General features: G+C 63.6%; 19 protein-coding genes and 1 tRNA gene. 9 read left to right on the top strand and 11 right to left on the bottom strand.

Translation table 11 applies throughout. The annotated features are described in order from the left end of the window. Positions 1 to 26: 26 nt before the first annotated feature. From F4U95_RS02225 to F4U95_RS02200, 6 genes are all read right to left on the bottom strand, one after another. Complete coding sequence (locus F4U95_RS02225; protein WP_150424428.1) at positions 27 to 1,361, bottom strand: bifunctional folylpolyglutamate synthase/dihydrofolate synthase; 1,335 nt, start codon at positions 1,359 to 1,361, stop codon at positions 27 to 29. A 113-nt stretch (positions 1,362 to 1,474) separates the two neighbouring features. Then, positions 1,475 to 2,323 (bottom strand): acetyl-CoA carboxylase, carboxyltransferase subunit beta, encoded by an 849-nt coding sequence (gene accD, locus F4U95_RS02220; RefSeq protein WP_150424427.1) that lies wholly within the window; start codon positions 2,321 to 2,323, stop codon positions 1,475 to 1,477. After that, on the bottom strand, positions 2,320 to 3,132 hold the full coding sequence (gene trpA, locus F4U95_RS02215) for a tryptophan synthase subunit alpha (protein WP_150424426.1): 813 nt from the start codon (positions 3,130 to 3,132) through the stop codon (positions 2,320 to 2,322). Before trpA ends, accD begins: the two co-directional genes overlap by 4 nt. Before the next feature lie 2 nt (positions 3,133 to 3,134). Continuing rightward, complete coding sequence (trpB, locus tag F4U95_RS02210) at positions 3,135 to 4,376, bottom strand: tryptophan synthase subunit beta (protein WP_150424425.1); 1,242 nt, start codon at positions 4,374 to 4,376, stop codon at positions 3,135 to 3,137. Positions 4,377 to 4,472: 96 nt separating this feature from the next. Continuing rightward, the gene (locus F4U95_RS02205; protein WP_150424424.1) at positions 4,473 to 5,117 is read right to left on the bottom strand and encodes a phosphoribosylanthranilate isomerase; all 645 of its coding nucleotides are present in this window, start codon (positions 5,115 to 5,117) and stop codon (positions 4,473 to 4,475) included. Positions 5,118 to 5,148: 31 nt separating this feature from the next. Beyond that, positions 5,149 to 6,021: a lysophospholipid acyltransferase family protein gene (locus F4U95_RS02200; RefSeq protein ID WP_150424423.1), complete on the bottom strand. Its 873-nt coding sequence runs from the start codon at positions 6,019 to 6,021 to the stop codon at positions 5,149 to 5,151. A gap of 55 nt (positions 6,022 to 6,076) precedes the next feature. On the opposite strand from F4U95_RS02200, the gene F4U95_RS02195 reads away from it, so the two are divergent. Further along, positions 6,077 to 7,192, top strand: a complete 1,116-nt coding sequence (locus tag F4U95_RS02195) for a glycosyltransferase (RefSeq protein ID WP_150424422.1) — start codon at positions 6,077 to 6,079, stop codon at positions 7,190 to 7,192. 201 nt (positions 7,193 to 7,393) lie between these two features. Here F4U95_RS02195 and F4U95_RS02190 read toward each other — a convergent pair whose 3' ends face one another. After that, complete coding sequence (locus F4U95_RS02190; protein ID WP_150424421.1) at positions 7,394 to 7,741, bottom strand: DUF952 domain-containing protein; 348 nt, start codon at positions 7,739 to 7,741, stop codon at positions 7,394 to 7,396. Next, a complete protein-coding gene (gene gyrA / locus F4U95_RS02185; RefSeq protein ID WP_150424420.1) occupies positions 7,738 to 10,425 on the bottom strand; it encodes a DNA gyrase subunit A in 2,688 nt (895 codons plus the stop codon). The genes F4U95_RS02190 and gyrA overlap by 4 nt, the downstream gene beginning before the upstream one ends. 278 nt (positions 10,426 to 10,703) lie before the next feature. Between gyrA and F4U95_RS02180 the strand changes: the two genes are divergently transcribed. Both F4U95_RS02180 and F4U95_RS02175 read left to right on the top strand, forming a co-directional pair. Further along, positions 10,704 to 11,978, top strand: a complete 1,275-nt coding sequence (locus F4U95_RS02180; protein ID WP_150424419.1) for a hypothetical protein — start codon at positions 10,704 to 10,706, stop codon at positions 11,976 to 11,978. Positions 11,979 to 12,075: 97 nt separating this feature from the next. After that, a complete protein-coding gene (locus F4U95_RS02175) occupies positions 12,076 to 13,323 on the top strand; it encodes a hypothetical protein (protein ID WP_150424418.1) in 1,248 nt (415 codons plus the stop codon). Between the two features lie 123 nt (positions 13,324 to 13,446). Here F4U95_RS02175 and F4U95_RS02170 read toward each other — a convergent pair whose 3' ends face one another. After that, complete coding sequence (locus F4U95_RS02170) at positions 13,447 to 13,920, bottom strand: Lrp/AsnC family transcriptional regulator (protein ID WP_056681816.1); 474 nt, start codon at positions 13,918 to 13,920, stop codon at positions 13,447 to 13,449. Positions 13,921 to 14,123: 203 nt separating this feature from the next. On the opposite strand from F4U95_RS02170, the gene F4U95_RS02165 reads away from it, so the two are divergent. From F4U95_RS02165 to F4U95_RS02155, 3 genes are all read left to right on the top strand, one after another. Beyond that, positions 14,124 to 15,863 carry a sensor histidine kinase gene (locus F4U95_RS02165; RefSeq protein WP_150424417.1) on the top strand — a complete coding sequence of 580 codons (1,740 nt, stop codon included), beginning with the start codon at positions 14,124 to 14,126 and terminating at the stop codon, positions 15,861 to 15,863. A 42-nt stretch (positions 15,864 to 15,905) separates the two neighbouring features. Next, positions 15,906 to 16,943, top strand: coding sequence for a polysaccharide deacetylase family protein (locus F4U95_RS02160; protein ID WP_150424416.1), 1,038 nt, complete (start codon positions 15,906 to 15,908; stop codon positions 16,941 to 16,943). A gap of 24 nt (positions 16,944 to 16,967) precedes the next feature. Next, positions 16,968 to 17,044: transfer RNA gene (locus tag F4U95_RS02155), tRNA-Ile, on the top strand. 30 nt (positions 17,045 to 17,074) lie between these two features. On the opposite strand, the gene F4U95_RS02150 is transcribed toward F4U95_RS02155, so the two are convergent. Together F4U95_RS02150 and F4U95_RS02145 are read right to left on the bottom strand one after the other, a co-directional pair. Beyond that, positions 17,075 to 18,391, bottom strand: a complete 1,317-nt coding sequence (locus tag F4U95_RS02150) for a sigma-54-dependent transcriptional regulator (protein WP_150424415.1) — start codon at positions 18,389 to 18,391, stop codon at positions 17,075 to 17,077. Further along, a complete protein-coding gene (locus F4U95_RS02145) occupies positions 18,388 to 20,145 on the bottom strand; it encodes a sensor histidine kinase (RefSeq protein ID WP_150424414.1) in 1,758 nt (585 codons plus the stop codon). The genes F4U95_RS02150 and F4U95_RS02145 overlap by 4 nt, the downstream gene beginning before the upstream one ends. Positions 20,146 to 20,401: 256 nt before the next feature. Between F4U95_RS02145 and F4U95_RS02140 the strand changes: the two genes are divergently transcribed. From F4U95_RS02140 to mqo, 3 genes are all read left to right on the top strand, one after another. Further along, positions 20,402 to 21,742, top strand: a complete 1,341-nt coding sequence (locus F4U95_RS02140; protein WP_150412151.1) for a dicarboxylate/amino acid:cation symporter — start codon at positions 20,402 to 20,404, stop codon at positions 21,740 to 21,742. Positions 21,743 to 21,754: 12 nt separating this feature from the next. Further along, positions 21,755 to 23,236: an alginate export family protein gene (locus F4U95_RS02135; RefSeq protein ID WP_150424413.1), complete on the top strand. Its 1,482-nt coding sequence runs from the start codon at positions 21,755 to 21,757 to the stop codon at positions 23,234 to 23,236. 97 nt (positions 23,237 to 23,333) lie between these two features. Continuing rightward, a complete protein-coding gene (gene mqo / locus F4U95_RS02130; RefSeq protein ID WP_150424412.1) occupies positions 23,334 to 25,058 on the top strand; it encodes a malate dehydrogenase (quinone) in 1,725 nt (574 codons plus the stop codon). Positions 25,059 to 25,095: the final 37 nt, after the last annotated feature.

Here is a 25,095-nt window from a genome sequence, read left to right as displayed (position 1 = left end):
ATATTGCGAGTTAGTCGCAACTATAATCAGTCGGGCAACTGATCGTTCAGTCGCAAAATTTCGCCCGCCAGATAGAGCGAGCCGCCGATCAGCAGCTTGGGTGCGGTGTCGCCCGCAAAGGCACATTCGTCGGCGATGGCGCCGATCGCCAGGCTTACATTGGCGTGCGCGGTGCAGGTGATGCCCCATTGATCGGCGATGGCGGCGAAGCGTTCGGGCGGATAATGGTCATGGCCGGGCACCGGCAGCGCATGGATATGGGCGATCTTGCCCGCGAAGGGGGCGAGGAAAGCGTCCACCTCCTTGTTCGCCAGCATGCCGATGACGAGATGCAGCTTCCGCCCCTCCAGCCGCTCGTCGGTGAAGAAGGCGCCGATCGCTTCGCCTGCGCCGGCATTATGGCCGCCATCGAGCCAGGCGCTCGTTTCTTTCGGCAAGGATTGCAACAGCGGGCCATGATCGAGACGTTGCAAACGCGCGGGCCATTGCGCCCAGAGCGGCGCGGCCTTGAGCGCGGCTTCGGACAGGGGCACCGCGTTTTGATGCCGCAACATGGCGAAGGCCAGCGCGGCATTCTGCACCTGATGCGCGCCGGCGAGGCGGGGCAGCGGCGTTTCCAGCCGGCCAAGATCGTCGCGATAATGCATCCGGTCGCGATAGACTGCCGCGTCCCACCCATCGCCCTGTCCGATCCAACGGGTCGATGCGTTGGCGACCGCGTCGATGATGACGGGAAAGAGCGATTCGGCGTAGCGCTGCGTCACAAGCGGGGCGCTTGGCTTGGCGATGCCGGCTTTTTCCGCCGCGATCTTTTCCAGCGTGTCGCCCAGAAACGCCTGATGGTCGATGCCAAGCTGGGCGATGCCGCAGACGACAGGATCGGTAATGACGTTGGTGGCATCCAGCCGACCGCCCAGACCCACTTCGATGATGCAGGCGTCCGCTTCATGTTCGGCAAAGGCGAGGAAGGCAGCGGCCGTCGTCACTTCGAAAAAGCTGGCGTTCACGCCTTCGGCGATATCGAGCACCCGCTCCAGATAGCGGGCCAGTTGCTCGTCCGAAATCAGCTGGCCCGATACGCGGATACGCTCGTTGAAGCGGACCAGATGGGGGGAGGTGAAGACATGGACGGTCTTGCCATCGGCTTCCATCGCCGCGCGCAGGAAGGCGCAGGTCGATCCCTTGCCATTGGTGCCGGCGACATGAAAGACGGGGGGCAGCGACCGATGCGGATTGCCCAGCCGGTCCAGCAACTGGGTGATGCGTTCCAGACCCAGCACATCCGCGCCGGGGGATAGCGACCAGAGCCGGTCCAGTTGCGCCTGCACTTGTGCATCGTCCGAAACGGCGTGGTCGGCCATCTGCCTCAATCCCCCTGCGATATTTTTATATCGTCATTGCGAGCGAAGCGAAGCAATCCAATTGGCGCACCGTTGGATTGCTTCGCTTCGCTCGCAATGACTAACTAGATCCTTCAGGCTGCCGCGCGCGGGCTGAGATAGCCGATCACGCGGGCCAGCGCATCGCGCAATTCGCTGCGATGCACGACCATGTCGATCATGCCATGGTCCAGCAGATATTCGGCGCGCTGGAACCCTTCGGGCAGCTTTTCGCGGATCGTGCTTTCGATCACGCGCTGGCCGGCGAAGCCGATCAGTGCATTGGGTTCCGAAATCTGGATATCGCCCAGCATGGCGTAGCTGGCGGTGACGCCGCCTGTGGTCGGATCGGTCAGCACGACGAGATAGGGCAGGCCGGCCGCGTGCAGTTTCTGGATCGCCACGGTCGCGCGGGGCATCTGCATCAGGGACAGGATGCCTTCCTGCATACGCGCGCCGCCGGCTGCGGTGAAGATGACATAAGGGCATTTATGGGCGATCGCGTCGTTGACGCCCTGGATGAAGGCCGCGCCCACGCCCATGCCCATGGAGCCGCCCATGAAGGCGAAATTCTGCACGCCCATGACCAGTGGCACATCGTCGATCGCGCCGCGCGCGTTGATCAGCGCGTCCTGATCGCCAGTCGCGGCGCGGGCGGCCTTGATCCGGTCGGGATAGCGCTTGCTGTCTCGGAACTTGAGCGGATCTTCCGGCACATGCGGCGTCGGCAGCAGGATGAAACCGGCATCGAGGATCTGCTCGAACCGTTCCGACGGACCGATGCGGCCATGATGGTCGCAGCGCGGACAGACGGAGAGATTCTCTTCCCACTCCTTGATGAAGATCATCTCCTTGCAGGAGGGGCATTTGTGCCACAGCGTTTCGGCGGTGGTTTCCTTCTTGGTGAAGGGCAAAGCGTTACGAACGCGGTTGATCCAGCTCATGCGGCGGTCTCCCGAATAGAAAGGGCGTCGCGCAGGGTGGCGACGAAGTCCTGGACGAAGGGTGCGGCGGCGTCGCCATGCGACCCGATGATATCGACGATGGCGGAACCGACCACCACGCCATCGGCAATACGACCGATGGCGGCGGCCTGTTCCGGCCCGCGCACGCCAAAGCCGACGGCGACCGGCAGGTCGGTGGCGGCCTTCAGCTTGGCGACGGCGATTTCGATCGAAGCCTGCGCCGCCGACTGCTTGCCGGTGACGCCTGCGACGGACACATAATAGAGGAAGCCGCTGGCACCGTTCAGCACGGCCGGCAGGCGCGCCGCGTCGCTGGTCGGCGTGGCGAGACGGACGAGGTGGACGCCGGCCGCGCGCAGCGCCGGGCCGATTTCGGCATCTTCCTCCGGCGGAATGTCGACGCAGATGACGCCATCGACGCCGGCCGCCTTGCACTGGTCGGCGAACCAGTCGGCGCCGCGGATCAGCATCGGATTGGCATAGCCCATCAGCACGATCGGCGTGTCGGCATGGCGGGCGCGGAAATCGGCGGCGAGCGCGAAGATATCCTTCGTCTTCGTGCCGGAGCCCAGGCTGCGCAGGTTCGCCAGTTCGATCGCCGGGCCGTCGGCCATCGGATCTGTGAAGGGCATGCCGAGTTCGATGATATCCGCGCCGCCCGCGACCAGCGCGTCGAGAATGGCGGGCGTCGATGCGACGTCAGGGTCGCCGGCAGTCACGAAGGTGATGAGCGCAGCACGGCCCTGCGCCTTGCAGGCGGCGAAGCGGGCGGAGAGACGGTCGGTCATGCTCACATCTCCACTCCCAGCGCGTCGGCGACGGTGAAGATATCCTTGTCCCCCCGACCCGACAGATTGACCACGATGATCTTATCCGCGTCCAGCGTGGGCGCGACCTGCTCGGCAGCGGCGACGGCATGGGCGGATTCGAGCGCGGGGATGATGCCTTCCAGGCGCGAGAGGGTCTGGAAGCTTTCCAGCGCCTCGTCATCCTTGATCGGCATATATTGCACCCGGCCGATTTCATGCAGCCAGCTATGTTCCGGACCGATGCCGGGATAGTCGAGGCCGGCCGAAATGCTGTGCGCTTCGGTGATCTGGCCGTCTTCGTCCTGAAGCAGGTACGTGCGGTTGCCGTGCAGGATGCCGGACTTGCCACCGGCGAGCGACGCGGCGTGCTTCTTGTCCAGCCCTTCGCCGGCTGCTTCCACGCCGATCATCGCGACGTCCGGATCGTCCAGGAAAGGATGGAACAGGCCGATGGCGTTGGAGCCGCCGCCGACCGGAGCGATCAGCAGGTCGGGCAGGCGGCCTTCGGCCTCCATGATCTGCGCGCGAGTTTCCTTGCCGATGATCGACTGGAAATCCCGGACCAGTTCGGGATAGGGGTGCGGACCCGCAGCGGTGCCGATGATGTAGAAGGTGTCATGCACGTTCGACACCCAGTAACGCAGGGCGTCGTTCATCGAATCCTTCAGCGTCGAAGACCCCGAATGGACCGGGATGACCTCTGCGCCGAGCAGCTTCATGCGGAAGACATTGGGCTTCTGCCGTTCCACATCCTTGGCGCCCATGAAGATCTTGCATTCCATGCCGAACAGGGCAGCGACGGTCGCGGTAGCAACGCCATGCTGGCCGGCACCGGTTTCGGCGATGACCTTCTTCTTGCCCATGCGGCGGGCGAGCAGCGCCTGGCCGATGCAATTGTTGATCTTGTGCGCGCCGGTGTGATTCAGCTCTTCGCGTTTGAGGTAGATTTTGGCACCCTTGCCGGCGGGCGCCTTCGCGCGCAGGGCTTCGGTCAGCCGTTCCGCATAATAAAGCGGGTTGGGCCGGCCGACATAGGAGCGCAGCAGTTCGGCAAATTCGGCGTCGAACGCCGGATCGGCCTTCGCTTCCTTATAGACCTTCTCCAACTCAAGGATCAGCGGCATCAACGTTTCGGCGACATAGCGGCCACCAAAAGCGCCGAAATGGCCGTTGGCATCGGGCTGGCTGCGCAGGCTGTTGGGCAAGGTTACGATATCGGTCATGACTATCTTTCCAAGGACAATATGGGGCGTTCGCTTTCAAATGGGCAAGCGATCAGCGCCATCGTCCTTCGATGCGCATGGCAGGGATGTTCAGCATCAACATGGCTGAACCGCTTTGCAGAAGGCCATGATCTTGTCCACACTCTTGATGCCCGGCGCGCTTTCCACGCCCGACGAAACATCGACCAGAGGCGCGCCGGTGATGCGAATGGCTTCGGCCACATTGTCGATGCCAAGGCCGCCCGACAGGCCCCATGGGGCGGCGATCGGCGCGCCCTGCAGCAAGGTCCAGTCGAAGCGCAGGCCCATGCCGCCGGGCAGTGCCGCGCCATCAGGGGTCTTGGCGTCGAACAGCAGCAGGTCGGCGGCGCCGGCATAGGCATTGGCCGCGTCGATATCGGCGCGGGTCTTCACCGAAATCGCCTTCCACACCGGCAGGCCGAAGCGCGCGCGGATGGCGGCGGCGCGTTCGGGCGTTTCCTTGCCGTGCAACTGGAAGGCGCTGAGCGCGCCGGTGGCGACCAGTTCGGCCAGTATCTCGTCGGTCGGATCGACCACGACGGCGATGCGCTGGACATGCACGGGGATGGCGGCGGACAGTGCGCGGATCTGGTCCGGCGCGACATGGCGCGGGCTTTTGGTGAAATGGACGAAGCCGACATGGCTCGCCCCGGCCTGTATGGCGGCGCCGACGGTTTCGGGCGTCGACAGACCACAAATCTTGATCGCGAGTCGGGACATGGGGAGCCTTTAAACCGTCAGGGCAGGGAAGTCACATGCCGCTCAAAGGCGGCTGGCCCGGCTGGGTAAGGTCCATGTCGTGCAGAGCGAGCCACTGGTCGGCATGGGTGATGCAGGCGTCCCCCAGGAAGCGGTCGAGCGTGGCGACGATGTCCGCGTTGCTCATCGTCGCGGGATCGAGTGGGGGGTGCCAGTGGAGCGCGAAATGCGGGCCATTGGTACGGACGAGATAGAATGGCAGGAATTTGGCGCCGACTTTCCGGGCGAGCCGCAGGGCGATCGACAGATTGCCTGATGGTTCGATCGGCCGGCCGAAGGTCGGGAACCAGACCTGCCGGTCGCGCCGCTCGTCCGCCAATATATAGAGGGTGGCGCGATCCTTCTGCGTCAGATGCTTGAGCACGCCGCGCGCCGCGCCTTCGCCGCCTATCGCTTCGCCCATGTAGCTGGAGCGGGCTTTCTTGAGCTGAGCCGCGATCTTGGGGTCGTCGGGGGCTTCATAGACGCCAAGGCCGGGCCGGTCGGTCGACCATTTGATATGGGCGGCGAGCAGATCCCAATTGCCCAGGTGCGCGGTGAAGGCGACCATCGGGCCGGGACCATCCAGCACGGCCTGATAAGCGGCCTTGTCCACCACGGTCACATGGGCGTCGTTCACCAGCCGGTCGATATTGGCCAGTTCCGCCATGGTGCGGCCAATATTGACCCAGCGCCGGGTCAATATCGCCTCTCGCTCCGCTTCCGGCAGGTCGGGGCGCAGGATGGTGAGGTTGGCGCGGGCGCGGGCGTCGCGCAGTTTCATGTTCCGGCGCGCGATGGTGGCGGAGAGCCATCCGCCGAGCCAGCTTGCGGTCGGTGCAGGCAGGCGGCGCATCAGGAAGAAGAGAAAGGGGTTGGAGAGCATCGTCCAAGCGTCATACAGCAGCAGATGCAGCGGTAAAGGGGCACGGGCGACAGTGATGTTTTGGGTTTGGATCGGCCTTCAGGCGCTGACGGTACTTGGCGTCGTCAATTATTGGCGCAACCTGCCGACCGACCGCAGGCAAGAGGCGCCTGAGGGGGCTGTCGTGATCCTGAGCGTCCGCGATGATTGGGATGGCGGGCCAGAGCTGATCGCCCAGTTGAAGGCGCAGGAGGCGCCGTTTCGCCTGCTGATCGCGACATCGGGGCAATGCCCGGCGGCGGATGCTTTGGCGGCGCTGGAGGGTGATTGGGTGCAGGTCGTTGCGGCAGGCATTGCGAGCGATGAAGGGCAAAAGGTCCACAAGCTGCGTGCGGCTTTGCGGGCGTTGCGGCCGGGCGACACATGGCTGGTTTTCATCGACGCCGACATCGTGCCGCCGACGCGGCTGGTCGGGCGGCTTCTCTTTCCGCTGGTGCGGGGCAAGGCGGATATCGCCACCGGTTATCGCATGCTGCTGCCGGCGCGGGGCGGCATTGCTGGGTTGGTCGGCGCGGTGGAGATGCAGTTGGCGACCCTGCCGCGATCGGCCAATGCGACCATGCCCTGGGGCGGCGCGATGGCGTTGTCGCGGGCAGTGGCCGAGCGGCTGGACTTGGACGCGGCGATGGCGGGACGGCTGTCCGACGACATGGCGATCGGCCTGGCCGGATGGCGGGCCAAGCTGCGCTTGCGGCCAGTGCGCGACCTGCTCGTGGCCAGTCCGCTGGATGGCGATATGGCGTCGCTCTGGACCTTTGGCGTGCGGCAATATCGGCATATCGTCACCAATAGTCCGGGCATGTGGATGGTGGCGATGCTGGGCGTGGCGATCCAGTCGGGCGGCTGGCTCTGGGCGATCGGCTGGGGCGGGTGGAGCGCCGTCGCGATCGGCTATGGCGCGGCCTGGAGCCGGGCGCTGGTGCGGCATCGGATCGCGCGATCGGTGCTGGAACCGGCGCAGGTGCGATGCATCATACGGTCGCTGCGTTGGGATATGGTCGCGCCGTTCGTGGTGAGTTGGGCGCATCTGGCGGGGCAGGTGCAGGCCGCTACGTCGAACCGCATCCGCTGGGGCGGCTGGGATTATCGGGTCGGACGGGGCAAGGTGGTGGATATGGTGCGCAGCGCTTAACTTCGCGCATTTTCTGCTCATGTTGAAATTTCGGTGCGGGAATAGGCGACTTTATGTCGCCGGCGCCTGCTTTTGTGTGCGTCCTTATCGGTAAGGTACGGCGCGTTCCCCGGCGAAGGCCGGGGAACTGGATAATCCGGGGAACGTGGATAATATATCAGCAGCCGGCTCGGTAGGACAGCAGAGCCGAGAGTGCAGGTTTTAGAACCCGGCCGGGAACAGATGCGCGCCATCATCGCCGATGCGCAGCACGACCTTGCCGGCGACTGCGCTGATCGGCAGGTCGCCATAGAGGTGGGGGAAGAGCGCCCCGCCGCGCGACACTTCCCACTTTATCGCCTCGCCGAAGGGGGCGAGGTCGATCATCAGCATGACCAGCCGATCCTGACCCGCGAAATGTTTGGCCACCGTTGCGGCCGCCTGAGCGCGGGTCGACATGTGGATATAACCGTCGGTGAGGTCGATCGGTGCGCCCTTGAACACACCGTCGGCCTTGAACTGGTCATATTGATCGGCCGTCAGCACCTTGTAGGCGAAGAGGTCGCTCACGCTTCCCCCATGCCCGAACCTGCTTCTGGCGCTTCGACTTCTTCTGCTTCCTCGATCTTCGCGGCGCTGACGACATGCTCATTGTCGGCGACGTTGAACAGGCGGACGCCGGCCGAATTGCGGCTGATGACGCGCAGGCTGTCGAGGCCCATGCGGATCAGCTTCGCCTGATCGGTGACGAGCATCAGCTGGTTCGCCTGGGTGGCGGAGAAGCTGGCGACGACACGGCCGTTTCGGGCGATATTGTCGATATTGGTGATGCCCTGACCACCACGGCCGGTGCGGCGATAGTCATAGGCGGACGACAGCTTGCCATAGCCATTGGTGCAGACGGTCAGAATGAACTGTTCCGCCGCCGCGAATTGCGCGGCGCGCTCGGCCGGCAGGGTCGATTCGGCGTCATTATCCTTCCACGGCGCGGCGCGCAGATAGGCGTCGCGTTCGTCCGGGGTCGCGTCGAAGCCCTTGAGGATCGACAGCGAGATCACCTCGTCATCGGCCTTCAGCGTCATGCCGCGCACGCCGGTCGAGGTGCGGCTCTGGAATTCGCGCACGTCGGTGGCGGCAAAGCGGATCGCCTTGCCCTGACGGGTGGCGAGCAGGACATCGTCCTCTTCGGTCAGCAGGGCGACGCCGATCAGGCGATCGTCGCTGCCTTCGTCGAAGCGCATCGCCAGCTTGCCGTTGCTGGGAATATTGGCGAAGGCGTCCATGCTGTTGCGGCGCACGGTGCCGTTCGCGGTCGCGAACATGACGTGCAATTCCTTCCAGCTGTCCTCATCTTCGGGCAGCGGCAGGACGGTGCGGATGGTTTCGCCCGGACCCAGCGGCAGCAGGTTGACCATGGGACGGCCACGGGTGGCCGGGCCACCTTCGGGCAGCCGCCACACCTTCATGCGATAGACCTTGCCGGCGGTCGAGAAGAACAGCACCGGCGTATGGGTCGACGTCACGAACATTTCGGTGACGGCGTCTTCATCCTTGGTCGCCATGCCCGAACGACCCTTGCCGCCGCGCGCCTGGGCGCGGAAGCTTTCCAGCGGGGTGCGCTTGATATAGCCCTGCACGGTGACGGTGACGACCATCTCCTCGCGCTCGATCAGGTCTTCATCCTCGATGCCGTCGGCGGCAGCGGTGATTTCCGACAGGCGCGGGGTCGCAAATTCGCGTTCGACCGCTTCCAGCTCCTCGCGCATCACCGCGTAGAGCTTCACCCGGTCGCCCAGGATAGCGAGATATTCGGCGATGGCTTCGGCCAGTTCGGCCAATTCCTTGCCGATTTCGTCGCGGCCCAGCGCCGTCAGGCGATGCAGACGCAGGTCGAGGATGGCGCGGACCTGAATGTCGCTCAGCTTGTAGACGTCGCCATGGACGTCCGTCTCGATCGCTTCGACCAGGCGCAGATAGGGCGCGATCTCACCGATCGGCCATTCGCGCGCCAGCAGCTTTTCGCGGGCTTCGGCCGGGCTGGTCGAGCCACGGATGATCTTGACCATTTCGTCGAGATTGCTGACCGCGACGACGAGGCCGAGCAAGATATGCGCCCGGTCGCGCGCCTTGTTCAGCTCGAACTTGGTGCGGCGGGTGATGACCTCTTCGCGGAACTTGACGAAGGCCTCGATAATCTCGCGCAGGCCCAGCAATTCCGGGCGGCCGCCGCGGATCGCCAGCATGTTCGCCGGGAAGCTCGACTGGGCAGGGGTGTTGCGCCACAGCTGGTTCAGCACGACGTCCGGTGTGGCGTCGCGCTTCAGGTCCATGACGATGCGCACGCCTTCGCGGCTCGATTCGTCGCGAATGTCGCTGATGCCTTCGATCCGCTTATCCTTGGCGGCTTCGGCGATCTTTTCGACGAGGCCGTTCTTGCCGACCTGATAGGGGATGGCAGTCAGGACGATGGACTGGCGATCGCCGCGTCCTTCCTCCACCACATGGCGCGAGCGCATCATGATGGAACCGCGGCCGGTGTGATAGGCGCTGCGCGCGCCCGACTGGCCCAGGATCAGCGGGGCAGTCGGGAAATCGGGACCGGGGACGATCTGGATCAGTTCGTCGGTGGTAATGTCGGGATTGTCGATATAGGCTAGGCAGGCGCGCAGCACTTCGCCGAGGTTATGCGGCGGGATATTGGTCGCCATGCCGACCGCGATGCCGCCCGCGCCATTGACCAGCAGGTTCGGGAAGCGCGCGGGCAAAACCTGCGGTTCGCTTTCCGAGGCATCATAGTTGGGCGTGAAATCGACGGTGTCCTTGTCGAGATCGTCCAGCAGTGCGGTCGCGACCTTCGCCAGGCGCGCTTCGGTATAGCGCATGGCGGCTGGCGGATCGGGGTCCATCGAACCGAAATTGCCCTGACCGTCGATCAGCGGCACGCGCATCGACCAATCCTGGGTCATGCGGGCCAACGCATCGTAGATCGAGCTGTCGCCATGGGGGTGATATTTACCCATGACTTCACCGACCAGACGGGCGGACTTGCGATAGGGGCGGTTGTAGACGAAGCCCGATTCCTGGGCGGAGAAGAGAATGCGGCGATGGACCGGCTTCAACCCGTCGCGCACGTCCGGCAGGGCGCGGGCGACGATGACGGACATGGCGTAATCGAGATAGCTGGCCTTCATCTCGTCGACGATGGAGATGGGGCTGATGTCCGAAGGGTCGGCGAGGACAGTCTCGTCGGTCAATGCGATTCTCTTTTTCAGGAAGGATTCTGTTGCCCGATCCCTAGCCGAGCGAAACAAATCTGTCACCCCTCGCGCAGGATCGCGCGCCCGCATGTGCATGCAAGGCGCCATGATGTGCCGATATGATCGCAAGTGGAACGAAAAGGGCGCATAACTGTTGCAAAACTGGACGATATAGGCTTGTTCAATGCCCATTCACGCGCCGCCCCCTAATCGGCGCTTAACCCGCGAAAAGTCGCCTGTTGTCCCCCATCAGGCGCGCAGAGGAGATGAGGATCATGCGTTTTGTTACCCCGGTGGCGCTCGCGCTGGCTTTGGCGCTGACGAGCGGTGCCGTTTCGGCGCCTGCCTTTGCCGCGAAGAAGGAAGAGAAGAAGGCCGGGCCGAAGCTCAACGTTTCGCCCGACGTCATCAAGGCGCTCCAGACCGCGCAGAAGGCTGCCGAAGCGCAGGATTTCGCCGGTGCCAAGGCGGCGCTGGCCGAAGCGGACAGCAAGGCAACGTCGAATGACGACAAATATCAGATCGGCGCGATCAAGCTGAACACGTCGATCACGTCGAAGGATTCGGCGCTGCAAGGCGAAGCGCTGACCCAGATGCTGGACAGCGGCCTGACCCCGCCCGAACAGGCCGGTCAGTTCAACGCGATCGCCGCCGACCAGGCGATGGGCGCGAAAAATTACGATCTGGCCATTCGGCGCGGAGAAGCGGCGCTGGCTGCCGGTTACAAGGCCGAAGCGGTGCAGCCGACGCTGGCCCAGGCCTATTTCGGCAAGGCCGGCACCGGTAACGGTTCGGTCGAGCCGGCGCGTGGCTTCAACCAGAAGGGCCTGGCCGCGTTGAAGGCTGCTGCCGTGGCGTCCAAGGCTGCTGGTCAGCCGGTGCCGGCACAATGGTATCAGATCGGCGTCAGCCGTGCCGAAGCGGCCAAGTTGCCGGACGTCACCGAATGGGCGACCCTGGCCTATCAGGCGGAACCCAGCGGCCAGAATCTGCGCACGCTCGTGCGCCTGTTCCAGCGCGCCAACCCCAATATCTCGAACCGCGAAAATCTGGACGTGCTGCGCGTGCTTGGCGCGTCGGACGGTCTGGTGATCGCGGCCGACTATACCGAATATGCCGAAATGGCGTCGAAGACCGGTATCTACGGCGAAGTGAAGTCGGTGATCGACAAGGGCCGTTCGAAGGGCGTGCTGAACGCCAGCTCCGCCAGCGACATCTATCAGGCCGCCGCGTCGAAGATCGCAGGCGACAAGAGCTCGCTGGGTTCGGCGGAAGCCGATTCGCAGAAGGGCGCCAACGGCAAGATCGCCGCGGCAACCGCCGACGCCTATCTGGGCTATGGTGACTATGCCAAGGCGGTGAAGCTGTTCGAACTGGCCAAGCAGAAGGGCGGCGTCGATGCCGACGAGGTCAATACCCGCCTTGGCATCGCCAAGACGCTGAGCGGCGACAATGCCGGCGCCAAGGCTTCGTTCGAAGCGGTGCAGGCCGGGTCGCGCAAGCAGGTCGCCAATTTGTGGCTTGCCTATCTGAGCACCAAGGGCGCCTGATATTTCTTAGCGGAGGCGCCATGGCCCTTTGGAGCCATGGCGCCTCCGCTTTCCTGTTTCGACACTGATATATTATTTGGGGGAGGCCGGGTCGGCCATGCGTAACGATATCCTTATTTCCCGCCTGCCGATGGCGGCGCTGATGGCTGCGACCCTGATGGTCGCGACCCCCGCCATGGCGAAGAAGCAGCCGGTGGTGAGCGGTCCGCCGATTACCATGTCCGACGCTTTCCGTACCAATGTGCAGGCGGCCGAGGCCGCGCTCAAGGCGCGGGACGTGGCGACCGCCGGCACGCGGATTTCCGCACTCAGCCCGACCAATGATTTCGAATCCTATGTTGCGGCCGGTTTGCGTTTCCAGCTGGCGGCACAGCGTAACGACGTGCAGGCGAAGCGCATCGCGTTGACCGACATGTTCAAGACGACATCTGTGCCACGCACCGACGCCCCCCGGTTGCGCTATGTCGCGGGCTATCTGTCCTACATGGTCGGCAATTATGACGACGCGACCGCGCAGCTCGATTATGCCAAGACGCTGGGTTATGACGGCGTCGATGCGACCATGTTGCGCGCCGACATCGCCTTGCGCCGTAACAAGCCCAAGGAAGCGCGCCCCTTCGTGCAGGCAGCAATCGCCCAGCAGAAGGCGAGCGGGCAGGCCGTGCCGCTGGCGTGGATCGATCGCGCCATCTCCATGGCCTATCAGGCGGGCGACTGGACCGAGGTGGGCCAGCTTTATCGCGACCGATTGAACCAGCAGGACGGCAATCAGCAATGGCGCTCCGCACTGGTCAATTATCAGGCGGCGGCCGAACTGGAGCCGCAATTGCAGCTCGACCTCTACCGATTGCAGGCGGCCAATGGCGCGATGGCGAGTGAGCGCGATTACCAGAATTATGCGCAGGCAGCCGAGAAGTCAGGCTATTATGCCGAGGCCAAGGCGATCATCGAGGCCGGGCGCAGCGCCGGCAAGCTGACGCCGACGCAGAGCGTGACCAGCCAGTTGCTCAAGAGCGTGACGCCCAAGGCGGTGAAGGAAATAGGCGCCCTGCCTGCGCAAGCGAAGAAAGCGGCGACATCCAGCAATGGCAAGGACGCGCTGGCCGTAGCGGACAGCTATTTCTCGCTCAGCCAGTTCCCGCAGGCGGTCGAACAATATCGGCTGGCGCTGAGCAAGGGCGGCGTCGATGCCGGCCGCACCAATGCCCGTCTGGGCGTGGCGCTGGCGCGGTCAGGCGACCTGACCAATGCGCAAACGACATTGGCGCAGGTCACCGGCAACTGGACCGCGATTGCGGGCTTCTGGACGCTGTGGGCCGAACATCAAAACCGCAAGGCAGGCTGACGGGCGGACTGGTCAGGTTCGTTTGGATTGCGGTGGCGTTGCCTTGATCCGTTCGCTTCGAGCTTCTCGTTTCTCGGCTAGGCTTGAAACGAACGGAGAATGGTGGTCGGTCCGACCGTCTGTTCAGACGGGCAGGGGAACGCCGGGCAGGTTCTTGGACGTGCGGATGGTCAGCGACGTCTTGACGCTGACCACATTGGGTGCAGGCGTCAGCTTCGACGTCAGAAATTGCTGGAAGCTTTGCAGGTCCGGCGCGACCACCTTCAGGATGAAGTCGATTTCGCCGTTCAGCATGTGACATTCGCGCACTTCGGGCAGCGATGCGACATGGTCCTGAAACGCTTTCAGATCGGCTTCCGCCTGGCTTTTCAGGCTGACCATCGCGAAGACGGTGATCGTGTAGCCCAGCATCGCCGGGTCGACGACGGCATGATAGGATTTGATCGCACCGGCTTCCTCCAGCGCGCGGACGCGGCGCAGGCAGGGCGGGGCGGTCAGGCCGACCTTGCGGGCCAATTCCACATTGGTCATCCTGCCATCCTGTTGCAGTTCGCCCAGGATCTGCATGTCGATGTCGTCGATATTGGGGCCGGCCATTATTTCGCTTATTTCCTGTCCTGTTTATGCACCCCATCATAATAATGTTTCAGAGCAATGCAATTGTCCCACTATGCGACGATCGCTTTCGTTCGCGGGATGGGGGCCTTTTCCTTTTTCGCCTAAGCGCCTATCGGTGGTTGGCGTAGCGTCGGCACAAGGCCCGTTGCCAGCTTGTAACCCGTTTGATTTTGGGGAATTTCGTGCGTTTCAACGATCTCTTGCAGACAGTTCTGGCAGCGGACGACCGCGGCGGGCTGGGCGCGGTGACGTTGTGGCGCCAATGCGTCGATCTGTTGGCGCAGCGCGACCGAGCCGACCGGGTGCTGATGGACGCGGCGGAACGGGACGCTTTGCTGGAGCGGCTGACCGCCTTGCGGCCGCAACTGACTGAAACGCAACGAATCGCCACGGTCGTGGAATTGGGCGGCCGGTTGCGTTCGCCCAGCCTGATGGCCTTCTTCGCCAATGATCGGCCGTCGATCGCGGCTGCTGCTGCTGCGCGTGCGCAATTGCCGGATACGGCCTGGGTCGACCTGCTGTCGCATCTGACGCCGACGGCGCGGGGCGTGCTGCGGGGGCGGCGCGATATCGGCGCGGCTACGCGGCAGGGGTTGGAAGCATTCGGCGCGCATGATCTGGTGCTGTCCACCGAGCGGCGCGACATGGTCGGCGATCCGGACATGATCCTGAGCGCCGAGATGGAGGCGGGTCCGCAGCCAGTGCCTGGGTCAGCGCCATTTGATCCCCCGGTACCTGCGGCCGCTTCCAACGTCACGCCGCTGCGTGCCCAGTCGGGGGAAGAGGGGCAGATCCGCAATCTGGTCGATCGGATCGCCCGATTCACCAGCAATCGCAAGACGCCCGAAGCCGCCAATTCCGACATAAGCGCCACCCCGGCGCCGCGCCATTTCGCGTTCGAAACGGACGCCGAAGGGGTGATCCTGTGGATCGACCAGGGGCCGCGTGCGGCGCTGATCGGGCTGGATCTGGGCGATGTCGCGCTGGAGGGGGATAGCGGCCCCGACGCGCATGTCGCCGGCGCCTTCGCACGGCGCAGCGCTTTCCAAAATGGCCGATTCTCTATCGTCGGCGGCGCTATGGCGGGCGAATGGCGCCTATCGGCCACGCCCTTCTTCGATAACCGTTCCGGCCGCTTTCAGGGCTATCGGGGGCAGGCGCGCCGTCCCTTCCTGCATGAGGTGGCGAGCGAGCCACGGCCCGCCGCCATGGCGATCGCCGGGCTGTCGGCGGATTCGCTGCGGCAGTTGGTGCATGAACTGCGCACGCCGCTGAACGCGATCCTGGGCTTTGCCGAGATTATCGAGCAGGAATTGTTCGGCGCGGCCGGCGTCGCCTATCGCGACATGGCCGGCAAGATTGCAGTCGATGCCCGGCATCTGCTGGCGGCATTCGACGATCTGGATCTGGCCGCCCGGGTGTCGCGCGGCGACGGGGCGACCATGCCGCAACTGATCGATCCCGCATTGCTGGTCACGCAGGTCGCGACCCGTTTCCGCGATCAGGGCGCGCCGGAAATCGACATCGCCATCGCGCCCGGCCTGCCGCAGGTGCGGATCGATCCGGTGCAGGGCGAGCGTATGGTGCAGCATCTGCTGCGAACCGTGCTGTCCGTGACGCCGCAGGCCGAGACGGTCACCGGCGCCTGCTGGTTCCAGCCGGATGGCGGGGCAGGGCGGGTGGCCTTCGCCATTGACCGGCCGACGACGCTGGTCGGCATGGAGGAAACGCAACTCCTCGATCCGGGATATGACGGCACGGGCGACTGGGTGGACGGGCCGCTGCTGGGGCTTGGCTTTTCGCTGCGCCTCATTCGTGGGCTGGCGGCGACCAGCGGCGGGGGACTTGCGATCGAACCCGGGCGCCTGCTGCTCACCATCCCTGCCGTTGCAGCGGCGAGCGGGATGGCCGACCACGGTTGATCGGGAAACCCTATCGCAACCATTGGACGATAGGGATGTGGCATGACTGTTCCCCATCATGATGGCAATCTGCTCCAGCCACCGCTGGCGCAGGATATGATCACCCTCGATCCGGCTTTCGGCACACGCTTCATGCTGTTCGTCGATACCGAGGAGGAGTTTGACTGGGATGCGCCGTTCAGCCGGGCGGGGCACGGCGTGACCGCGCTGGCCGGCATGGCGCGCGGCCAGGCCTATTTCGCCGCCGCCGGAGTCAAGCCCATCTATGTCACCGATTATCCGGTGATCGACGATGATGCCGCCGCCGCGATGATGGCGCAATGGGCCAGCGACGGCGCGGCCGATATCGGCGCGCACCTCCACCCGTGGGTCAACCCACCGCATGTGGAAGCGGTGAACGCCGCCAACAGCTATGTCGGTTTTCTGCCCGAGGCGGTGGAGCGCGCCAAGCTGGAGGCGCTGTGCGTGCGTATCGAACAGCGGTTCGGTTGTCGCCCGATCGCCTATCGCGCCGGCCGCTACGGCGTCGGCCCCAACAGCGCGCGCCTGCTGGAGGAAGCGGGGTTTCGGCTGGACAGTTCGGTCCGCAGCCGCTTCGACTATAGCCATCAGCATGGCCCGGATTTTCATGGCCTGCCGCAATTGCCCTATTGGGCGGGGCCGGGCCGATCGTTGATCGAATTGCCGCTTTCGACCGCCTTTGCCGGCCTGCTGCGTGGCGGCGGGGAGCGGCTTTATCGCGCGGCGCAGGCGATGGGGCCGCTGGCGGGGGCATTGTCGCGCGCGCGAATGCTGAGCCGCATCCCGCTGACGCCCGAAGGCGTGCCGCTTCATGAGGCGATCGCCGCGATCGATGCCTTGATCGAGGAGGGCGTGCCGGTCCTCAACTTCAGTTTTCATTCGCCGACGCTGGAGCCGGGCCACACCCCTTATGTCCGCAACGAAGGCGACCGGACGGCCTTTTATGCTTGGTGGGATGGGGTGTTGGCACATCTGGCGCGTCGGGGCGTGACCGCCGCGACGCTAGATCAGTTCATTGCTGCGGTTCCCGTGCACGCACGGGCTTGCCAAGCGGCTTAATGCTGCCTATCGGCAGCGCAAGTGGGGCCTGTAGCTCAATTGGTTAGAGCTGTCCGCTCATAACGGATAGGTTGCGGGTTCAAGTCCTGCCGGGCCCACCATTCCATAAGCGTCGATAGCAGATACGGCCGCTAAGCTTTGGCCCCCCGGATCTTCCGCAGGTCGATCCCCAGTCGCCGGACACGATAATAGAAGGTCTTGCGTGGCAGGCCCAGCCGCGCGATCGCCTTGCCCATGTCGCCGCCGGTCGCCTGGATTGCCTCGATGATCGCCATGCGTTCGAATGTGTCCATCCGTGCATCCAGCGGCATCGTAGCGCCATCGGCGACGGGTTCCTGCTCCAGTCCCAGTGCCAGCCGTTCGGCCAGTCGCCCCAGTTCATGGACATTGCCGGGCCAGTCATGATCCAGCAGATGTGCCAGCACCGCACGACTGACCGGCGGCACCGCACGGCGGAAGCGGCGGGCGGCGCCGTCAAGCAGATGAGCGAAGATCAAGGGAATATCCTCCCGCCGCTCACGCAGCGGCGGGAGGTGCAGTCGCACTGCCGCCAGCCGATAGAGCAGCGCCGGCTGGATTGCCGCCGTTTGGCCCTGTTGCATCATGCAGCCGATCACACGCAGATCCACCGGCTGCGGTTCGCGCGCCCCGACCGGACGAACCAGCCTGTCTTCCAGAAACTGGATCAAATGCGCCTGCAATGCCGGCCCGGACTGGTCGACATCGTCGAGAAAGAGCGTTCCCTGATGCGCGCGTGCCAGTCTGCCTTCGAGTGGCGCGCGCCCTGCCAGGCTTTCGCCATGCAGGCTGGTCTCGGCAATCGCATCGGGCACCGCGGCGCAGGCAACGCTGACGAACTGCGCGCTGGCGCGGCGGCTGCGCTGGTGAATCATGCGCGCTACCAGTTCCTTGCCGGTGCCCGTCTCGCCCTCGACCAATATGTCGATATTGGTGTCGGCAAGCGTCGCCACCATGTTGCGCAGCCGTTCGATCGCCGGGGAATGGCCGATCAGCGGAGAAGGAAGCGCCCCATCGACCATTGCGCGCAGGCGCCGATTTTCGATCACAAGCAGCCTTTTCTCGATCGCACGCGCGACGGATGCCAATAATGCGTCCGGATCGAAGGGCTTGGTGAGAAAGTCCCATGCGCCGGTCTTGAGCGCATCCACGGCCATCGGCACATCGCCATGCCCAGTGACGAGAATGACGGGTAGTTCGGTGTCGCGGTCATGCAGCGCGCGAAACAGATCGATGCCCGACATATGCGGCATCCGCACGTCGCTGACCACAATACCCGCAAAATCGGCGTCGATCGCAGCCAGCGAATCGGCAGCGCGAGCAAATTGCCGGACCTCAAAGCCAGCCAGTCCCAGCGTCTGCGCCATGGCGACGCGCAGGTCATCATCATCATCGACCAGGGCAATCTGGCGCGGGAGCATGTCGGTCATGGGCGCTTCAAACGCAGCTGGAAATGCGCGCCAGCATCGCTGGGCAACAAACGCAGCGTTCCGCCCATGTCGGCCATGATGTCACTGGCGATGACGAGGCCAAGCCCCAGGCCGGACGGGCGGCTGGTGACGAAGGGGGTGAAGAGCTGGTCCTGCACCGACGGATCGATCCCTGGGCCATTATCGATCACCGACAGCAATACAGTGTCCGTATCGAGTGCTACGGATAGCCGGATAGCCGGCGCAGCCACGTCCTCCAACGCTTCGAGCGCATTTTGCATCAGGTTGACCAGCACCTGTTCCAGTCGGATCGTGTCGGCCATGACGCGCAACCCATCTGGCAGGTCGGGCAGTTGCAACGCGACCCGTGCCAGTCGCGATTTGAGGATCAACAGACTACCTTCGACCGGCCCGGCGAGCGGTATGGCGTCGATCGCACCGGTCGCCTTGCGTGAAAAGCCGCGCAGTTCGGCCGTGACCTTGCCGATCCGATCGGTCAACCGCTCGATCGCTACCATATTCTCGGCCGCCGCGCTCGTGTCGCCGCGTTCGATCAGCAATCGGCCGTTGGCGGCATAGCTGCGGATCGCCGCGACCGGCTGGGCGGTTTCATGGGCGATGCCGGCGGTAATCTGGCCCAGCGATGCCAGGCGATTGGCCTGGCGCAGTCCTTCGCGCAGCGTGTCGGCGCGCGTCTCGCTGGCGGCGCGCTCATCCATCTCGCGACGCAGTTCTCGAGTGCGGGCAGTGACCATGCTCTCCAACTCGCTGGTGCGGGCGGCGGCCATGGCTGCCCGTTCGGTGCGGCGGTGGGCACGCTCGCGCGATATCCAGATGCCGCCTGCCAACAGCATGAGGAACAACAGGGTCGCCAGCCGCACTGTACGCACGAAATTCTCCACACCGTGGAGCGGCGTCAGCATGTTGAGCTGCCAGCCCGGCTCCCCCGTCGATACCGATTGCCAAAGCAGGCGGCGGCGCGGTTCGTCGGCAGGGCTGACGATCTGCCGGCCATCGGCATCGCCCATGCCCTTGAGCGGCACCGGCAACAGCGACCCACGGCCGGATTGCAATTCAGCGCGAAAGCGCTGTTTGGCCTCCCCGGAAATAGGATGGATGGTTGTAAAGCGCCAGTCGGGCCGGCTGGTGATCAGGATGATGCCCTCGCGACTGGTGATGAAGGTGATTTCACCCAGCCGGGCCCATTGCTGCTCGATCCTGTCAAATTCGAGCTTCACCACGACATAGCCGCCGCCACGCGAACGCCGCGAGAGATACATGCCGGGCCGCTCGCTGATCGTGCCGAGCGCGAATTGCGCGCCCGATCCGTGGGCGGCGGCAAGCTTGAAATAGTTGCGAAAGGAATAGTCCTGACCGACGAAACTGCGCTCGCTCCCCGCATTGCTCGATGCGACGGTGCGGCCCGATGCGTCGAGCACATAGATTTGCGCCGCGCCGGTGGTGCGAGCCAGCGCCTCCAGCTTGCGGTCCAGGGCGCGTAGTGCGGCCTGCGATCCGGTCAGTCCCGCAACCAGATCGCTATCGTCGGACAGGGCGACGGGCAGCAGCCGGAACCGCTCGATCTCGCTCTTGAAATAGGCTTGGCGCAGGATCGCGGCGCCGCGTGTCTCCGCGCCCAGCCGAGCGATGGCATTGCGTTCGGCAATTTCGCCCGACAGCCAGAGCAGGCCACTGGCCACGCCTAGAAAAACGGCGATCCACAGGATGCGAGTCGGGAAGCGGGTGTGGTCCATGCCCCTGCATATCGCGCCGACAGGATGTGTGCAAATTTCTGCACAATGTATGTTTTTATAGGGCAGTAATATGCACTTTATAAGCTAGAGATATTTGAAAAAACTGACGTAAAACGTTGTAAAATAACTATATAATTTCAATTCAGCCGAAATTTGTCGCGCGCTGCCGATGGCTGGATACTGGCCGCCTTAATTCCCGACCCGTCCAATCAAGAAGGCGGGAAGGCTTTTGGCGAGGGCCAGAAAGACACCTGTCATGCAGATTTCCCATTTTCCCGACGTGCCGGTCGTCCGGCGTCCCTGGTATCTCCATCTCTATGCGCAGGTGCTGCTGGCGATCATTGCCGGCGTGGCGCTCGGCCATTTCGCGCCGCATCTGGGCGAGGCGATGAAGCCGGTCGGCGATGCCTTCATCAAGGCGGTGAAGATGGTCATCGCCCCGGTCATTTTCCTGACGATCGTTACCGGCATCGCCGGCATGCGCGACATTGCAAGCGTCGGCCGGGTCGCTGGCAAGGCTTTTGCCTATTTCCTCTTCTTCTCGACCCTGGCGCTGGTCGTCGGCATGATCGTGGCCAATGTGGTGCGGCCGGGCGCGGGCCTCAACATCGATCCCGCCACGCTCGACGCCAGCAAGGTCAGCGAATATGCGGAAAAGGCGCATGACAGTACGCTGACAGGCTTCCTGACCGGCATCATCCCGGACAGTTTCCTCTCCGCCTTCGTCAGCGGCAATATCCTTCAGGTGCTGTTCGTCGCGATCCTCTTCGGCGTCGCGTTGGCGCTGATCGGCGATCGCGGCGAGCGCGTGCTCGACCTGCTGGAAGATGTATCGACCGCCGTGTTCAAGCTGGTCGCCATCGTCATGAAAGCGGCACCCATTGGCGCGTTCGGCGCCATGGCCTTCACCATCGGCAAATATGGCGTCGGTACGCTCGCCAATCTGGCTTTCCTGGTCGGCACCTTCTACCTGACCTCCGCGCTGTTCGTAGTCGTAGTCCTGGGCCTGGTCGCCCGTGCCGCGGGCTTCTCGATCTTCGGCCTGATCCGCTACCTCAAGACCGAATTGCTGCTGGTGCTCGGCACCTCTTCGTCGGAAAGCGCGCTGCCGGCCCTGATCGAGAAGATGGAGCGTGCAGGCTGTCCCAAGTCGATCGTCGGCCTGGTCGTGCCGACCGGCTACAGCTTCAATCTCGACGGCACCAATATCTACATGACGCTTGCCGCGCTGTTCATCGCGCAGGCAACCGGCGTCGATCTTTCTCTAGGTGATCAGATCCTGCTCCTGGGCGTGGCGATGCTGTCGTCCAAGGGTGCAGCAGGCGTGACCGGGGCGGGCTTTATCACGTTGGCGGCGACCCTCTCCATCGTCCCCTCCGTGCCCGTCGCCGGCATGGCGCTCATTCTTGGCGTCGATCGCTTCATGAGCGAATGCCGTAGCCTCACCAACTTTATCGGCAATGCGGTCGCGACGATCGTCGTCTCGCGCTGGGAAGGGAAGCTGGATCAGGCGCAGTTGCAGGCCGCGATGCGGGGTGAAGGCGGGGTGCCATCTCCAGCTTCGCCACCGCTTGCCAGCGCCGTCCCGGCGGAATGAGGCGCGGCCACCATGGTTCGTTTCTCCTGCGCGGCCAAGCGCCGCCCCGTCGCCATCTCTGTTCTCACCCTTGCTACCCTGTTCGCCAGCCCGGCATGGGCAGACCACATGCCGACTGAACCTGCCAGCCTCTATCCCGCCGATGCCGTTGGCGAAGGATCGGTGTCGGGCGGCTATGCGCTGTCGCGCTGGGCGGAGGATTGGCGCGAAAAGGCCGATCCCCAGCAGCACGACGACATGTTCGATCGCCTCAAATATCTGTCGCTCGACAGTGATGGCGACATCTATCTGACTCTCAACGGTGAGGCGCGGGTGCGCGTCAACTACACCACCAACCTCAACCTGCGGAACGCAGGCAATCAGCGGCAGGACATCAACCGGCTGGTCGGCGGTGCGGACCTGCATGTCGGGCCGCATCTACGCTTCTATGGCGAAATCGCCCATGGCGGCATTTCCGGCGACAATATCGGCACGCCATCGGGATCGTTGCGCAATGATCTGGTGCTGCTCCAGTCCTTTGCCGAAGTGAAGGGGCGCGTTGCTGGCATGGACCTGGGGCTGCGCTATGGGCGGCAGGAATTTACCGATGGCGCCAATCTGCTGACGTCGCAGCGCGACAACAATACGATCCGCTATGCGCTGAACGGCGTGCGTGCCTGGGCGAGGACCGGAACGCTGCGCATCGACGCCTTCGATTTCAAGCCGACCGCGTTGGGCAATGGGGGCATCGGCGACGACAAAATCGAACAGGGGCGGCGCTTTTCCGGCTTCACCGCGGGCATCCGTATTCCCAACAAGGCGCTGGGCGGATCGGAACTCTATCTCGATCCCTTCTTCTGGCGATTGCGCACCAGCGATGCGCTATGGGGCGGTGTGACCGGCCGGGTCGAACGCTTCTATGCCGGCGCACGGCTGTGGGGCGAGGTCGGCCCGGTCAATCTCGACTGGACCGTCAACCACCAGTTCGGCGATTTCGACGGCCGTGACATCAATGCCTGGCAGGTCTTTTTCAACCAGAGCTACAAGCTGCCCGGCGACCTGCCGATGGCACCGCGCATCGGCTTCCACGCCGATTATGCCAGCGGCGGCGGCACGTTCGAGGGCGGCACGCTGAAGGCTGCCTACGCCCCTTTCGGCAATAATATCTACTACAGCTACCAACTGTGCATGACGCCGACCAATCTCCAGACACTGGCACCCAGCCTGAGCCTGTCGCCGCTCAAGGGGGTGAAGCTGCTGATGGAATATCAGTTCGCCTGGCGCGTCGACGAGCAGGACGCAGTCTATCGCGCCAACAAATCGATCTTCACCGGCACGCAATCGGTGTCCGGCCACAAGATAGGCGAATCGATCCGCGCCCAGATCAGTTGGTCGATCACGCCCCGCCTGTCCTTTGTCGGGCGTTACGAGCATCTGGATGCGGGACCGGTGCTCAGCCGCGCAGGCTTCGGTAACAGCGATTACCTGGCTGGCTGGTTGAGCTTCCGGTTCTGATGATGGATGGGGTGGCGCGTATGACCTGACCGACAAGATTGGCGACCATGCATCCGGCCGTCCGGCCCCTCTTCACGCAGTTTCGGAACTCAAGATCATGACATCCTCCTCCAGTCCGGCAGCAACTAGTCGCCGGCCTTTGTTCAAGAAGATCCTTTTCGCTTTTGCCATCGCGCTCCTGCTGCTGGCGATTGCGGCCACGGCGTTTCTGTTCCGTCCGATGGCCTCTCCCGTTGGCAAGGCGGCAGTCAATGACAAGCCCGTAGACGTGCTGGTGATCGGCGGCGGCATCATGGGTGTGACGCTTGCCACCTATCTTCAGGAAATGGAGCCGGACTGGCGGATCGATATCTATGAACGGATGGACAAGGTGGCGCAGGAAAGCTCCAACGGCTGGAACAATGCGGGCACCGGCCATTCGGGCTTTGCCGAACTAAATTATACGCCGGAGAATGCAGACGGAACGATCGCGACCGAAAAGGCCGTTGACATCGCCGAACAGTTCGAAATTTCCCGCCAGTTCTGGTCGCATGAAGTGAAGCAGGGCCGGCTGTCCCGGCCCAGCGATTTCATCAATCCGACCCCGCATATGAGCTTCGTCTGGGGCGACGATAACATCTCTTATCTGCACAAGCGCCGCGACGCGCTGGTCAAAAATCCGCTCTTCTACGGCATGCAATATTCGCAGGATTCATCGCAAATCCGCCGTTGGGCGCCGTTGGTGATGGAAGGCCGCGATCCTAAGCAAAAAGTGGCCGCGACCTTCATGCCGCTGGGTACGGATGTCAATTTCGGTGTCATCACAACCCAGTTGACCAACGCACTGACCCGCAATCCCAATTTCAATCTTCAACTGGGCTATGAAGTGCGCGGCCTGCACCAGAATGCGGACAAGACGTGGAACGTGACCGTCCATGATCTGAAAAAGAACAGCGATACCGTGGTCAAAGCGAAGTTCGTCTTCATCGGTGCAGGCGGTGCCTCACTCAAGCTGCTGCAAATGTCGGGTATCCCGGAATCGAAAAATTATGCTGGCTTTCCCGTGGGCGGCCAGTTCCTGGCATTTGAAGGCCCCGCCGCCACCCGCCGCCACAATGTGAAGGTCTATGGCAAGGCGGAGGCGGGTTCGCCGCCCATGTCGGTGCCGCATCTTGATGCGCGCAAGCTTGACGGCAAGTCGGTCACCCTGTTCGGTCCTTTCGCGTTGCAAAGCACGAAGTTCCTCAAGCATGGATCATCGCTCGACCTGTTCGCGTCGATCTACAAGAATAATGTCAGCGGCATGATGAAGGTCGGTGCGGAAAATCTGGATCTGGTCCGTTATCTGGCTGAGCAGGCGACGCTGACCGACGCTCAGCGCCAGGCCGAACTGGTCAAATATTATCCCAACGCCAAGCGCGGCGACTGGAAGCTGATCACCGCCGGCCAGCGCGTTCAGGTGATCAAGCGCGACCCCAAGAAGGGAACTGTCCTTCAGTTCGGCACGGAAATCGTGACGGATAAGGATGCCAGCATTGCCGCGTTGCTGGGCGCCTCGCCGGGCGCCTCTACCTCGCCGGCGATCATGCTGGACGTGATGCGTCGTGCCTTCCCGCAACAGATGGCCAGCAGTTGGAAACCGAAAGTGGCTGCGATGGTGCCGTCCTATGGCCAAAAACTCAACGCCAGCCCGGAACTCACCAATCGCATCCGTCGCATGACCAGCCAAACGCTGGGCCTACCTTATGTCGAGGTGCCGACGACCCTGACCGGCGTAGCGCGCGAAGCCGGACCCAATCCGACGATCAAGCGCAATCTCAATCAGGAGCAGCAGGCTCTCTAATCTATACCAAAGGGGCAGGAAAGATTGCTGATGAGCC

It is taken from the genome of Sphingobium limneticum, assembly GCF_008710165.1.
Lineage (GTDB): Bacteria > Pseudomonadota > Alphaproteobacteria > Sphingomonadales > Sphingomonadaceae > Sphingobium > Sphingobium limneticum.
Note: the sequence above shows the minus strand (reverse complement) of the source record. Positions and strands in the feature narration are given on the sequence as shown.

Excerpts from the sequence above, each read along its gene's own strand:
- F4U95_RS02225 (WP_150424428.1), bottom strand. The coding sequence starts at position 1,361 with ATGGCCGACCACGCCGTTTCGGACGATGCACAAGTGCAGGCGCAACTG.
- accD (WP_150424427.1), bottom strand. The coding sequence starts at position 2,323 with ATGAGCTGGATCAACCGCGTTCGTAACGCTTTGCCCTTCACCAAGAAG.
- trpA (WP_150424426.1), bottom strand. The coding sequence starts at position 3,132 with ATGACCGACCGTCTCTCCGCCCGCTTCGCCGCCTGCAAGGCGCAGGGC.
- trpB (WP_150424425.1), bottom strand. The coding sequence starts at position 4,376 with ATGACCGATATCGTAACCTTGCCCAACAGCCTGCGCAGCCAGCCCGAT.
- F4U95_RS02205 (WP_150424424.1), bottom strand. The coding sequence starts at position 5,117 with ATGTCCCGACTCGCGATCAAGATTTGTGGTCTGTCGACGCCCGAAACC.
- F4U95_RS02200 (WP_150424423.1), bottom strand. The coding sequence starts at position 6,021 with ATGCTCTCCAACCCCTTTCTCTTCTTCCTGATGCGCCGCCTGCCTGCA.
- F4U95_RS02195 (WP_150424422.1), top strand. The coding sequence starts at position 6,077 with ATGTTTTGGGTTTGGATCGGCCTTCAGGCGCTGACGGTACTTGGCGTC.
- F4U95_RS02180 (WP_150424419.1), top strand. The coding sequence starts at position 10,704 with ATGCGTTTTGTTACCCCGGTGGCGCTCGCGCTGGCTTTGGCGCTGACG.
- F4U95_RS02175 (WP_150424418.1), top strand. The coding sequence starts at position 12,076 with ATGCGTAACGATATCCTTATTTCCCGCCTGCCGATGGCGGCGCTGATG.
- F4U95_RS02170 (WP_056681816.1), bottom strand. The coding sequence starts at position 13,920 with ATGGCCGGCCCCAATATCGACGACATCGACATGCAGATCCTGGGCGAA.
- F4U95_RS02160 (WP_150424416.1), top strand. The coding sequence starts at position 15,906 with ATGACTGTTCCCCATCATGATGGCAATCTGCTCCAGCCACCGCTGGCG.
- F4U95_RS02150 (WP_150424415.1), bottom strand. The coding sequence starts at position 18,391 with ATGACCGACATGCTCCCGCGCCAGATTGCCCTGGTCGATGATGATGAT.
- F4U95_RS02145 (WP_150424414.1), bottom strand. The coding sequence starts at position 20,145 with ATGGACCACACCCGCTTCCCGACTCGCATCCTGTGGATCGCCGTTTTT.
- F4U95_RS02140 (WP_150412151.1), top strand. The coding sequence starts at position 20,402 with ATGCAGATTTCCCATTTTCCCGACGTGCCGGTCGTCCGGCGTCCCTGG.
- F4U95_RS02135 (WP_150424413.1), top strand. The coding sequence starts at position 21,755 with ATGGTTCGTTTCTCCTGCGCGGCCAAGCGCCGCCCCGTCGCCATCTCT.
- mqo (WP_150424412.1), top strand. The coding sequence starts at position 23,334 with ATGACATCCTCCTCCAGTCCGGCAGCAACTAGTCGCCGGCCTTTGTTC.